11 protein-coding genes are annotated in these 13870 nt (G+C 38.3%); 6 read left to right on the top strand and 5 right to left on the bottom strand.

Translation table 11 applies throughout. The features are described from left to right. Positions 1-35 precede the first annotated feature (35 nt). From GQR52_RS00905 to GQR52_RS00920, 4 genes are all read left to right on the top strand, one after another. Entirely contained in the window at positions 36-1142 is a 1107-nt protein-coding gene (locus tag GQR52_RS00905; RefSeq protein WP_165727158.1) for a nucleoid-associated protein, read from the top strand. Then, complete coding sequence (locus tag GQR52_RS00910) at positions 1139-2443, top strand: hypothetical protein (protein ID WP_165727159.1); 1305 nt, start codon at positions 1139-1141, stop codon at positions 2441-2443. The genes GQR52_RS00905 and GQR52_RS00910 overlap by 4 nt, the downstream gene beginning before the upstream one ends. Positions 2444-2696: 253 nt before the next feature. Next, a complete protein-coding gene (locus GQR52_RS00915) occupies positions 2697-4382 on the top strand; it encodes an AAA family ATPase (RefSeq protein WP_165727160.1) in 1686 nt (561 codons plus the stop codon). Beyond that, positions 4369-5223 carry a hypothetical protein gene (locus GQR52_RS00920; RefSeq protein ID WP_165727161.1) on the top strand — a complete coding sequence of 285 codons (855 nt, stop codon included), beginning with the start codon at positions 4369-4371 and terminating at the stop codon, positions 5221-5223. Before GQR52_RS00915 ends, GQR52_RS00920 begins: the two co-directional genes overlap by 14 nt. 315 nt (positions 5224-5538) lie before the next feature. Here GQR52_RS00920 and GQR52_RS20460 read toward each other — a convergent pair whose 3' ends face one another. From GQR52_RS20460 to GQR52_RS00945, 5 genes are all read right to left on the bottom strand, one after another. After that, on the bottom strand, positions 5539-5739 hold the full coding sequence (locus GQR52_RS20460; protein ID WP_240914440.1) for a hypothetical protein: 201 nt from the start codon (positions 5737-5739) through the stop codon (positions 5539-5541). Further along, positions 5740-5865: a diguanylate cyclase gene (locus GQR52_RS20620; RefSeq protein ID WP_081824531.1), complete on the bottom strand. Its 126-nt coding sequence runs from the start codon at positions 5863-5865 to the stop codon at positions 5740-5742. A gap of 94 nt (positions 5866-5959) precedes the next feature. After that, entirely contained in the window at positions 5960-7159 is a 1200-nt protein-coding gene (locus tag GQR52_RS00935) for an AGE family epimerase/isomerase (protein WP_165727162.1), read from the bottom strand. Beyond that, positions 7156-8133 (bottom strand): carbohydrate kinase, encoded by a 978-nt coding sequence (locus GQR52_RS00940; RefSeq protein WP_165727163.1) that lies wholly within the window; start codon positions 8131-8133, stop codon positions 7156-7158. Before GQR52_RS00940 ends, GQR52_RS00935 begins: the two co-directional genes overlap by 4 nt. Positions 8134-8149: 16 nt before the next feature. Continuing rightward, on the bottom strand, positions 8150-9451 hold the full coding sequence (locus tag GQR52_RS00945) for a trehalase family glycosidase (protein WP_165727164.1): 1302 nt from the start codon (positions 9449-9451) through the stop codon (positions 8150-8152). A 196-nt stretch (positions 9452-9647) separates the two neighbouring features. Between GQR52_RS00945 and GQR52_RS20660 the strand changes: the two genes are divergently transcribed. Both GQR52_RS20660 and GQR52_RS00955 read left to right on the top strand, forming a co-directional pair. Then, positions 9648-12089 carry a TonB-dependent receptor gene (locus GQR52_RS20660; protein WP_165727165.1) on the top strand — a complete coding sequence of 814 codons (2442 nt, stop codon included), beginning with the start codon at positions 9648-9650 and terminating at the stop codon, positions 12087-12089. Between the two features lie 196 nt (positions 12090-12285). Further along, positions 12286-13866, top strand: coding sequence for a sodium:solute symporter (locus tag GQR52_RS00955; protein WP_165727166.1), 1581 nt, complete (start codon positions 12286-12288; stop codon positions 13864-13866). Positions 13867-13870: the final 4 nt, after the last annotated feature.

A 13870-nucleotide genomic window follows, 5' to 3' on the forward strand; every position in this document is an offset into this window, starting at 1 on the left:
AATGCAGTATAATAATAAATTAAAAGGATGTAATTTTGTCTGTAAATCTTACTTTTGCTGTGATCCATCAACTTGTTAAAGAGCCTCGAGAGCGGTTAATGCCATCTGTAATAGTTGATGATGTATTAGATTGCTCTTTAGATACAGTAGATACTTTAGTAAAAGATGTTATTAAGCTTTATGGTACTAGAGATAATAATGCAGTATTTGGTACGTTTGGCAGCGCTGACGAGGTAGGAGCCTTTCCAAGGCATTTTGAGACCTTTCTTAACGAAAATCATACTGATGAAAGCTTCTTAAGCCTTACTAAAAATGCAATGAGATCCCTTGAAATAAAGTCTAGGGATGTAAACTTTGCTTCCGGTGGTTATCTATTGTTTTCATTGTATGAAACCGGAGGGCAGCAATTTTTAATAGTTGCAATGATAAAACAAAAGGAAGGTCTACAACTAGATGAAAATCTAGTCCCCATAGGAATTATAGAGCTTGACCTTAATAAGCTACACCAAGCTGCAAAGGTTAACTTCTCTAAATATACTCAATATCAAAATGCAGAGGAAGAAGAGCAGCAAGAGCTGAGCTACTTGAGTTTTGTTAGTCCGAAGTCTAACCAAAGTGCATCAGGCTATTTTATTAAGGCTTTGGGCTGTAGTAAGGGGATAGCTGCTTCTACCGCTACAAACGGTTGTATTAGCGGTATTACTAGTTTTTTCCAATCTAAAAATGAATTAAGAGAGAGTAAATCAGAAGCAAAAAAAGATGTCATTACTTATCTTAGAGAATGTATCAGTGAAAATAGACAGGCAACAATCGGTGACGTCGTTGGCTCAGTTAGACCGTGTTATCCTTCGAGCTATGATGAAGAGGACAAGGCAGTTCTTGATAATGAATTAATTGCACTTTTGAATAGTGATGAATATCAAGTCCCCTCTGCTTTTGTAGTGCATGAGTCTACCGTTAATAAAAAAGCAAGAATTAAGGTAAAGTCTGATAACTGGCAAGCCCAATTAGAAAAAAGCGCTCTCGGAGTGACAAGTGACGCAGAAATTCATTTTGATAGGGAAAATCGAAAGCTAACATTTAATCGTTTAAGTAATGAAGCTATAAATACCATCACAGACAGGTTAAGAGACGAACAGTGAGCGCACAAATTACTGCTTTAGAGAAAGTAGTGTATTTGTACCGTTTGATCGGCTGTCCGCGAGTTGAAAATGGAACATTTACTGCCGAAATAGAAGTTACCCCAGAGTTGAAGTGTGCAATGAGCAATTGCGATGAACTATCAACATCATATGGTGAGTTCGATGAACTATTAAAGAATAATAGTGTTGATATATCTTCCCCTTCTGAAATTTCGGAAGGAGATACCATTAAACTAAAATGGAAAATCGCTACAAATGCTTCTGTCTTATTTTTTAATTCTTATGCTGATCTACTTGATAATCATAAATCTGTATTCCGAGGAGAAAACTTAGATCAATTCTACATTGCTCAGGACAACATTTTATCAACTGAAGACGGAGAAAATACGCGCCTAGCAACCTTAACAAATGTTGTTAACTTAATTTCATTACTTTCAAAAATAGCTCATTACCATGATGAGAAAACAAAAGAAGATGTCTTTAGATTGGTGTTTATACTCACGGAAAAAGATACTCATAAACCATATGTACTGAAAACTTTATTCCAAGAAATAGATCTATCTATTGGCGCTATTGAGTTGTCAACTCTCAATGAATTAGTTGAAGCTCAAGACGAAAACTATGCACATTCATCTGAAAAGCTTGGAATATTTCGCTTTGCTCTTGCAAATGTCATTTCACAATGTCCTCCAAGCGATAATGAATTTAGCTATTTATTAAAGCATTGGAGTGAACTATTAACTGAGTACAAAGCTAGTTTTGATATATATATCAGTGGCTTCTCTTTTAATAAGGTTCGGACAGAATTAGCTAAGGCTGAGATAGAGCTTGCAAGTTCCTTGTCAAAAGTAATGAATGATATAACGGGAAAGCTTTTTGGCATTCCAATATCTTTAGTTGCCCTTATTTCGATGCTTAAGCTTGAATCTATACTTGAGAATTTAGTGCTTGTATTTGGTACCTTATTGTTCAGTCTCATAGTCAGCGGGCTTGTTAAAAATCAACTTTTATTGAGGAAAAGTATTAATATAGGCGCTGATTTAACCTTTAGTACTTATAAAGTGGAAAAGGCTAGTTACCCTAGTGATTTAAAAAGCTGCTTAAAAAACTCTGAGAAAACCTTCAAAGCACAATCTCGCTTCTTACTTTTAGGATTATGGTCAGCAAGGGTAATAGCTTGGCTAGTAACTTTTATTGCTGTTTATATATTTACTGAAAAGTTTGGCAAAAATAGTAAGACATGGATGGAGTTTACTTCTTGGGTAGAGTCTATAGGTTTAATTATAGGTGCATACTTTTAGTTATCACCGCAATTCGTACATATAGATAATTCTAATTTCTTTCTTATGAAATGAATGTTAGACAAGATTTAAATTATTAGATGCATAGCTTACCTTTACTCATAAAGCACCTTCTTTGGAAGTTATTATGTAACTCGCTGGATGCCTAATGAAATATAGCAAGTCCAGTTTTACCAATGCCTTTATAATCCTGAAGGGGCTATAAAGGTATATCAACACCTTGCTGATATATTATTTTTTGGAGTGGTTTTTAATGAAATATGATGGTAGTGAGGGGAAGGATGTGGACTTTCACATATATTTTAGCAAGGGAAGTATAAATTTATCCTCCATAACTTTGCCTGCAATAGTTTTTACACCTAGTGATGATAGTTGGAATGACTTCACGTATAAGTGTATGTATGAGTACCTAATTGTTGAAGAACTGCATAGTGAAAAGATTAGAGGAAATGTTTTTTTGGGCTTTTTAGATTCAAATGACAAGGTCCAAGCTGATGGATTTATATCTTTTGGTTTAGGAAGTCACTTCAATGAGTATGAGATGCCTAATTTTTTCACCCTACAGGGAGAGATGAAAGATTATAGAAGGTTTGTTAATCAGTACGGGGTTAAAAAATCCAATCAACTCCTACTAGCCTTAAATGATTTAGTTGCCTCTCGGCGTATAGTTCAACGATCAAAGTTTGTGGAGAGTGCCACAAAAACCAAAGTATTTGGTTTGGCTTTTATGAGATCTTCTGAGCGTTTTTTTGCATTTCATAATGCAGATTCAGTACTTCTAGGATTGGAACATGAGAGGTTTTCTAATATTTCTAACCGCTTCTCTATATCTTATAAGCTTGCCAGTTTTTCTGAACATCACCAATTTGATATGAATTTCGATACAGAAAGTATTCTTCCAAAAAGAATATCAGTGCTTATAGGTCGTAATGGATTGGGCAAAAGTCAGGCCCTTAATACAATAGCTAATTCTTTGATTAAAGGAGATGAACGATTTAACGATCGAGAATTAGGGCGTCCTATGATTAGTCGACTTTTGGCTATTGCTACACCAGGGGAAACTATTAATACGTTTCCGCCAGAAAGGTTAAGTAAGCGGATTCAATATAAACGTCTTGTACTTAATAGAAATTCAAGAACTAGGGCTTTTAAAGGCTTTGGAGATCTTTGCGTTCAGCTTGCCCGTTCTGAAGAGTTTATTGGCGATAATGATAGATGGATGTTATTTAAGGAAAGTATTCGAACTTTTCCTGATATTAAAAATGTTGTAGTGCCTTTAAGTAGAGATAGCTCTGTTTCATCTAATCATGTTCTGAGAATTAAGAGTAAGTGCTACGTTCCACTTTTAAGGCTAAACAATGGAGGAGAGCAAGCAAAATTAGAGATTCAAGCTGCGGTTATAAGTAATTCCGATCCTATGGTGCATATTGATGGCGACATTTTTCCACTGAGCAGTGGCCAGCTAGCATTTATTAAATTTATTGTTCAAGCTTGTTTATTTGTAGAAAATGGAACCCTTGTTTTACTTGATGAACCTGAAACACACTTGCATCCAAATTTTATATCCCAATTTATTAGGATACTAGACCGCTTATTGAAATTAACTGGTTCTATAGCTGTTATTGCGACACATTCAGCTTATTTTGTTCGCGAGGTACCTAGAAATCAGGTACTTGTATTCAAAGAAGGGTCTAATGGTCAGGTAGATATACAAAACCCAAGGCTTAAGACTTTTGGCGCTGATGTGGGGGCTATTTCATATTTTGTTTTTGAAGATGAAATCACGAATGGACTCGTTGAGGATATATTAGAACAGTTTCCAAAAGCTCAAAAGGAAAGACAACTTTTATTGAGTGAGTTAGAAAGTGAGCTATCGGCCGATGTTGTTATGTTTCTCCGCAGAAAATTGAAAATGGAAATAGTTTGTGAAGACGATTAAACCACCTGAAGTCGATGATATTCAAGAGCTACAGGTATTAGCTAATAATAGTAATTTAGGGAGCTATCCTAAACTACTAAGTGAATATATTCGATTTCGCAGTCAATACGAAGATTATATTGATAAAAAGGGTGATCCTTGGAGAGTTGTACCAATTGGGATTTGTCGTGACTTTAAAGATGCATTAATTTGTCACTATGATAAAGCTCCAAAAAAGAGTTTAGAATTCATAAAAGCTTCACGTTATAACTTATCACCAACTTTATGTCCTATGTGTGGAGGATTTGGAAACGGCACACTGGATCATTATCTACCGAAAAGTAATTTTCCAGAATTTTCGTTCTATTCTAAAAATCTTGTACCTGCCTGCAACTGTAATTCTTTACGGGGGACATCAGTCAAAGGAGCTGTATCCCCAGCAAGACCAATACATCCTTATTTTGATGATTTTTTAGACCAACGCTTGTACCAAGCTTCCTTTGAAGGGGGATTTGAAGCTCCAAAAATATCTATAGAGATAATTGATGATAACCACCCTAAGATCGATATTTTGCAGTTTCACTTGAATGAAATCATTATTAATGATTCGACACAAGGCTGGTTTGATAAATATTGGGCAGATTTAAGTCTTCGTCCACACTATATTCTTGATTTGGTTCTTCCTGAGATTCCCCATATAGTAACAGGTGCTGAGCTATCAATTGCTATTAAGCGGTACAGAAACTCTAAAGATAAAGAACATGATACTCCCAATAATTGGTTGTCGATATTCTACACCGGTTTAATGGGTGAGCAAGCTCGTATAGATAAGCTCGCAGAAGTTATTAACAGATCACGCTGATATGTATATGGTTATTCAAAGCATGAAAATCTACATTATAGCTACAATAGGTAAACGATATTATTAGATGGAGTACGCTCAAGGCTTATATGGTTTTGCATCATAATTTATACTAATAATAGTTTAACAGTAACTGATGAGTATTAAGTCTATTAAACCATAAAGTGCTACAGGCAAACTATATTGTCGCTGCACAAGGCGTTATGTGTAGAGACAATAAAGTTAAGGGGTGAAGCGATCACCCCGAGGTTACAAACTTTATTATCGCTGCAACAGACTAAATGACAGCCATTATTTTTGGCTTCGAATTGTGCTCTACCAGTCTGCTCTAGTATGTTTAGCAGAGCATGACTCGTTTTTATTGGGGTTGATTTGTACTGATGATAAGAGGGATATTTGTGCCCACATACTCTTTAGTTCATTAGCTTGTGTCATCGCATCGGTTATTGAGGTGCCTGATAAAATAACAGTAAACTCTCCAGCTCCCCATTGTGCAATTAAAGAACTCTTCGGCATTTAATTTTTTAGTATATTGGTAAATTCACTTAAAATGCTATCACCTACTAAACGACCATAGGTATCGTTAATGTTTTTAAAGTTATCTATATCGTAAATAAATAAGTAGTTAGAGATTTTTGGAATTGTATCTTTAAAAAAGCGCTAACACTTAAAAAAAAACCGCCAAAATGGCGGTTAAAAGGTCTACACAACACAACAAAATATAACTATTTTTTCGTTATTTTAATAACGCCAACACATCAAAGCAGGCACCCATAGTGTGGTAATCAGTTTTACCAATAGGGCTTTTCTCGGTATCCATTTTTTTGTTATCTACGGTTAAAATTCTAAACCACGCACCGTATTTATGATCAACTAAATGCTGCCATGAATACTGCCAAATTTTGTCGTACCATTGCTGGTATTTTTCATCACCTGTTGCTTGATAAAGATAGGCAGCACAACACAGAGTTTCGGCTTGAACCCAAAAGTATTTATCGTCATCGCAAATAGTTTTATCAGGTGCAAAGCCGTAGCAAATACCGCCGTGCTTTTTATCCCATGCTACATCTATTGAGTTATCAAATAATGCTTGAGCGCGTTCAATAAGCCATTTTTGTGGCTTATGCTTATTTAAAAACATAAGCAGTTTTGACCACTCTGTTTGATGACCAGGCTGAAAGCCCCACGGGCGAAATAAATTTTTAGGATCGTCTTTGTTGTACTCTAAATCGACTTGCCAATTTATATCGTAGTGCTCCCAAATCAATCCGCCCATTAAATTAGCTTGGCGATTAACCATGTTGTCGGCAAGGGTAAGCGCACGGTTTAAAAATATCTCGTCTTTTGTTGCTTCATAAGCAGCAATAAGTGCTTCGCAGGTGTGCATGTTGGCGTTTTGGCCACGGTATGAATCGCACTTTGTGAGGTCGCTGTTGTGCTGATCTTTATATAACCCTGCTTTTGCATCCCAAAAATGTGTTTCCATTGTTTGAAATGTATCGTTGAGGTATTCACGCGCCTCTGTAACGCCCACACGGTATGCCCAGCTGTACGCTAAAATAACAAACGCAAAACCATAACAATGGTTAGTGTTATCAAGCACGGTAGCTTGGCCGTTTTCAACTTTTAATAACCAGTTGTAGCCGCCAGTTTGCTCAACAAGATGATGCTTACGAATAAACTCAATACCCGATTTAACACGGGTAAGGTATTTTTCGTCATTAAAGGTTTGATACGCGCGTGCATAGTTAAATACAAAACGAGTAGAGCTTACTAAATGGCGCGTTTGTTTATCAAACACCTCGCCATTATCAGAAAAGTTTTGGTAAAAACCACCGTGTTCGTCGTCAATATTTGGCTCGTAAAACGCTAAGGTGTCGCTAATGTGCTGCGTTAAAAACTCATGGCTTTTAAAGTTATCAGGTGTACTTTTCATAGTTCGCTCCTAAAATCGTGTAGAGACTTTTGGTTAGGTAAGGAGTTAAATGCCCCTTTGTAAGATGCGGCGTGGGCACCGCATAACGAAGCAAATTCAAAAATAGTATTTAGCTTTGAATTATTTTCACAAAGCGTACTAAAGCTCACAGGTGTAAGTGCTTGTAAGCCTAGCTGATATAATAGGCCACCTACAAAGGCATCGCCGGCGGCGGTAGCATCAACCATAGTTACTTTTTTAGGGATAAGCATTTGTTTGCCGTGTTTAGTAAACCAATACATTGGGTTACTTGCATCTGTGACTACAAATAGCTCACAGCCGTTACTCAGTGTTTGGGCAATAAATTCATCACTCGATTGCTCACCCGCAAGGTATTCAAGCTCTTCTTTTGAGGCTTTAATAATTGAGCAGTCTTTTAATAATGGTAAAATATGTTCGCGAGGGTTAGCATCGCTTGGCCATAAATTAAGGCGCAAGTTAATATCAAAGCTCACAATTGAGTTATTTTGTTTTGCAAATTCAACACCGTAAGCGGTGGTGTTTCTGATGTTTTCGTCGGTTAACGTGTTTGAGCAAATATGAAAAATATCGCATTGCTCAAACCATTCGCTACTAAAGTCATTATTACTAAAGTGCAGATCGGCGGTGTTATCACGATAAAACTCAAACGTACGATCGCCGTCGTTATCAAGTGACACAAACGCAAGCGCCGTTTTAGCATGATCAGTAAAGCGCATAAAGTCGGTTTTTACACCTTGCTCTTTTAATGCGTTATGTAAAAAGTCGCCAAAGCTATCAGTGCTTAGCATTCCTGCAAAGTAGGCATTACCGCCTAGCTTTGCAATAGCTACGCTTACGTTTGCAGGCGCACCGCCTGCAAACTTTGTAAACGCTTCGTGTTCGTTGCTGTTTTGGCTCAATTTATTTGAAAGTAAATCAACCAGTACTTCACCAAAGCATATTGTGTGTTTCATGATGTTGCCTTAGTTGTTAGTCAAGTAGCCAATGTAATGCTATTGCAGCTGTCCACGAGAAGTCTTTACCACCACAGCCTGCGCCTGTTTCTGGGTTAAAGTATTCGTAGTAGCCTGACTTAACAACGAGGTTGCGCGTATCATCTTGAATTTTTTCAGCCGTTGTTACACAGCCGGCTTCTTTAAGGCCTGTGGCTATCATCCAGTTAATGTGTAACCAAATAGGGCCGCGCCAGTAGCGTTGTGGCTCGTATTTTTCTTCTTTAGGGTGGGTAGAAGCCACACTAAATTGGCTCGACTCAATAAAATCTTCAGTGGCTGTATTAATTATTTTAGTTTGCTCATCGCTTGTTAAGCCTGCATATACAGTTAATAGCGCGGCTGATGTTTTAACTTTCGCTAAGCTGTTAGTTAATACATCACGACAATAAAAATACTGACTTTGCTCACACCATAAAGTGTTTATGGCTTGCTCTGTTTTTTGTAAACGCTGTGCTAAGTAATCAGTGCGGGCATCGTTTAAACCAAGTTGTTCACCCATTTTGAGTAAATCTTTGGTTGCACGGTGCAAAATAGCAATAATACCTAGGTCATTCATTTTGTACGGGCTGGTTTCGTAAATTACTTTACTGTCAAAGTTGTTACGTTTAAAAAAGTCTACAAGGTATAAAAAGCGGTCGTATTCACTTTTATGTGGACGTTGAGAAGAGTCTACATGGCTTGTATCACGGCGCGTATATTTCCAATCCACACATGGCACAGCTTGAAGAGCGTCATCCCATGATGGGCTGTTATCCATGCCCGACTCCCACGGGTGATATGTCACTACTAAACCAGTACTTTCAGGATCTCGGTCGTTGTACCACCATAAATGATAGTCAACTACTTGTGAAAATAATGCTTTAACTTTTTGTTCAGCAAGTGTTTTGTCTTTCGCACTGGTAAGCATCTCCTTCATTACAGTAGCAACTACTGGCGGCTGAGAAATAGAGGTACTTTTGATTTTTTTATCTGATCCCCATACGTCAGGACCTGGAAAATAAGTATCTGAATCTTTATGAAACAAGATGTGCGGCACCATGCCATCATCCCATTGGCCTGAAAATAACACATCAATTTCTTGCCATGCGCGGCTTTCGTCAGACTTCATCCAACCTAGCGCTGTAATGGCTGAGTCCCAGTTCCACTGAAACGGGTATAGGCCATGTGTTGGTACTGTATAGCCACCTAAGTCGTTTGCTATAAGTGTTTTAGTAGCAAGGTCTGCAAGCGATGAAGCCGTTGCTGAGTCAATTTTACCGCTGTTTATAGTAGTCATATTGGGTGCTCTTTGTGTGTTATTTTCGATTTGGACAATATTAAAGCACTCATTATGGGTTGTAAATGTTTTTTTTCTGTGCTTAAATCCTGTTCGAAGTAACAAAAAACTAACATGTTCACTTGATTATTTCGGCTTTACTTAGCCACACTCTAAGTAAATACACACAGACAACTAGCACAAATGGAGAATACCCGTGAATAAAACTACGATCGCCTCTATTGTATCTTTATGCCTTGCACAGGGCGCTTATGCAGCAGAAGAAACTGCACCAGATACAGCAAAAAAAGCTAACAACGTTGAGCGTATTATCGTCTCTGGTACCAGTAAAGGGCGTGTTATTTCAGACACTCCACAATCAGTAACATCTATTAGCGAAGACGAGCTGGTAAAGCTTTCTTCAAGTAGCCAAGCAGATGTGCTTCGCTATATTCCGGGTATTAAAGTAGAAGGCGGTGGTGGTGAAGTCGCTACTAACCTACAAGTAAGAGGCTTACCTTCATCGGGTCAGTTTCAATTTACGCCGCTGTCGTATGATGGTTCACCTACACTGAGTGTTTTTGGTTTGAACTCATCGGCGTTTGATGTGTATTACCGTAACGATCTGGGTATTGAACGCGTAGAGTTTGTGCGTGGTGGTGTATCTAATTTATTTGGCCAAGGCTCTGTGGCCGGCATTATTAACTATATTTCTAAAACGGGCAGTGACGATCCGCAAAGTACCGTACAAATGGAGCTTTCTGACCAAGGGCGTACACGCTTAGATTTTGCAACGAGCGGCCCACTTAATGAAGACGGCTTATATTATGCGCTTTCTGGTTTTTACCGCTACGACGAGGGCCCGTTAGATACAGGCCTTGAGACTAAAGGTACTCAGTTACGTGGTAATATTCGTAGAGAATTTGATGATGGCTCTGGCTCATTTACGGTTTACGGACAGTACATTGACGACCAAGCTCAGTTTTATTTACCTATTCCACTTGATGGCGAAAGCCGTGAGCGCTTAATCGGTAACGATGGTCGTGAAGTAGAATCACTGCAAACAGCGCAAGTATCTAACTTAACGTACGATACAGCAAATGGTCGTTATGAATCGCCAATCAGCGATGGTGTAGTCACTAAAGGTGGCTCTGTTTCAGTGGTGTTTGAAAAAGAACTCGCTAACGATTTTGCTATCAACATGCGCAGTAAATACGCTAAATACCAACACGAATTTAATTTATTTTTAGATGGCGACGGTATTATTAATGTACCTGAAAGCCAAGACGACTTTTTAGCTAACCGTGGCTTAGGTGATGCAAGCGGCGCTGAGTTTTCTTATGTTAATTCAGGTATCGCACTTGCAAGCGATGACTTACTATTTGCTAACCGCATTTTAGACCGCGACCGCCCAGCTGAAGATTTTTCTGCAGAATTTAATATCATCAAAAGTATTTATGTAGGTGATTTTAGCCATGATATTACAGTTGGTACATTTTTCTCTCACAGTGAAGCCGACGACGATAACGTTATTACGACTTACTTAGGTGAATTTAATAATAACCCTCGCTTAATTGACTTAACGTATACCGATGTTAATGGCGACGAGATTCAATACACACAAAATGGCATTAGTGGGCCAGGTATTTCTTATACTAACCAAACCATTAGCGCTACCCGCCGTGCACTTTATATAGCGGATCAAATGGAAAGTGACGATTGGATTTTTGACTTTGGTGTTCGCTACGAAGAAATTGAAGGCAAAATTAGCCGCGAAGGCAGCCAAGTTGTACAAATAAATAATGACCCATCACTCGCATCTAACTTACAAGTAAACACAACCGGTAGTGGTGTAATGACCTACGGTGAAGTAGATACGTCTGAATTTGCTGTATCGGGTGCGGCGTTATATCGCTTAACAGATAACTTAAATGTATATGCCAATGCATCTCGCGGGTTTTTCTTCCCAGAAATTAGAGGTATTCAGTTTAATGACTTAGGCGAGCCTGCCAGCTACGAAGCCGAAATTGTAGAGCAGGGCGAACTAGGTGTTAAGTTTTTTGATAACGACTTTAGCGGCAGTGTTGCGTTATTTAGAACTGACTTAAAAGATAGACGCAGCGTAGACTTTGTAAACGATGGTAACGGTGGCGTATTAGAACTACCAGTTATGCAGTCAACTAAAGCAACCGGTGTTGAGCTTACAGGTCGTTACGATATTACCGATGAGTGGGCTGTTGATGCCAACATGACCTACACCGATCACGAATTTACTGAATTTGATTCAGACCCTTCTATTATTGGTAACGAGTTACGTCGTAAACCAAAAATACTATTCAATACATCTATAAGCTATACCACAGATGACTGGGATGCTTCTATTTATCATAACTTTACAGGTAAAAACTTTGCTAACGATGCAAACTCTGTAGAACTTGATTCATTCCATTTATTTAGATTTGATGCAGGTTATAACTGGCAAGTTGCACCAGAGCAAACAGTCCGCTTAAGCGTTGGGGTATTTAACCTGTTTGATTCTGACGGTGTTACTGAAGGTTCGCCACGTTTAGGCAATAGCCAAACGGCAGATAATCCATACTTTGTAGGTCGCCCGATTCTCCCACGACGCGTTACTTTAAGAGTTAAATACGACTTTTAAATAAATGCTTTATGCCTATTAACTCACTTTGGGGTTAATAGGTTTTTTGCATTGTGATGCATTTTTCAGCTAAGTTAGCTACAGGTTTATCTTTTTGACTAGGCTCGTTTATTAAAAAGATAAGGGCAGGTAGCCATTTGGTATTTTATTTTTGAAAAGGCGCAGTGTTTTCATATTGTGAATACGCGAATTAATTATGAATATATTAGATTTTTCAATAGTTGCTCTTTATCTTGGTGCCTTATTGGTAATGGGATTTATGCTACGCGAACAAACCAATAAAAATGATTACTTTTTAGGGGGTAAAAGCTTAGGTTGGAAACCTTTGGCTTTGTCGGTAATGGCCACTCAGCTTTCGGCTATTAGTTTTATTTCGGCTCCTGCATTTGTTGGTTTGCGTGAAGGTGGTGGTATGCAATGGCTCTCGTATGAGCTGGGTGTTCCGCTGGCGATGATTTTAATTTTAGCAACTATTTTACCCAAGCTTTATAAAAGCGGCATTGTTAGTATTTACGATTATTTAGAGATGCGCTTTGGCCGCTCAACTCGTGTACTTATTAGTGTGGTGTTTCAATTTAGTCGTGCGTTTGCCACCGGTATTATGATTTACGCGGTATCACTTATTCTACAAGGCACCATGGGAATAGAAGCATGGCAAGCTATTGTACTAACGGGTGTTATAACTGTTTTATATTCACTGCAAGGTGGGATGAAAGCCGTAGTATATGGTGATGCGATTCAAATGATCATCATTGTTCTGGGGACTATTGCTTGTATAGGGTTTGGGCTTTATCACTTAGGTGGCGTTGACTCGTTTATTAGTAATGTTGATTCGAGCCGATTAGAAGCGATTAAGTTTGATTCATTTGGTTTTAGCGGTGATGGCTTTGGCTTTTTACCGATGATTTTTGGTGGTGTGGTACTTTATGCCTCTTACTACGGGTGTGACCAAACGCAAGCGCAACGTGCGCTCAGTGCAAAAGATCCTAAAAACCTACGCTACATGATTTTAGCAAATGGTGTAGTGCGCTTTCCTATTACTATTTTATATTGCGTGTCGGGTTTAATTGTTGGCACTCTGGCAATGAGTAACCCTGAATTTTTAGCAAAAATTCCAGCAGATAACCCTGATTGGATGATGCCTATATTTATTTTAGATTACCTACCGCATGGCTTAATTGGTTTATTGGTTGTCGCTATTTTGTCGGCAGCGATGTCGTCACTTAGCTCTGCAATTAATTCACTTTCGGCGGTAAGTATTGAAGATTACAGCCGTATATCTAACAAAGAGCTCGACCAACCATCTTACTTAAAGTTAGCTAAATACTTAGGTTTAGCATGGGGCGCAATTACCTTAGTACTATCACTTTTTGCCGGTGACATAGCGCCGACCATTATTGAAGCTATTAACAAAGTCGGCTCGTTATTTTATGGCCCAATACTGGCAGTATTTTTAGTTGCTGTACTAAGTAAACGCAGTGCTGCATTGCATGCCAATATTGGCTTAATTAGTGGTGTATTAATTAACTTGTTGGTGTCGGTATTTGCGCCTGATATTTTCTGGTTTTGGTGGAATTTTATCGGTTTTGTAAGCGCTGCTGTGATTATTTATGTTACGAGTCGTTTAATTCCAAGAGAGGTAAACGAAGTAACAAAAGTACAAAATGCCGAGACAGTATCAAACTCAATTTTAACTGGCAAAGATATCGTTATGCTACTTAGCATGTTTATTGTGATGATATTAATTTGTTTAGCTATTCCTTCAATTTTTTCGTGAGCTG

It is taken from the genome of Pseudoalteromonas sp. 31A1 (assembly GCF_011378815.1).
GTDB lineage: Bacteria > Pseudomonadota > Gammaproteobacteria > Enterobacterales > Alteromonadaceae > Pseudoalteromonas > Pseudoalteromonas arctica.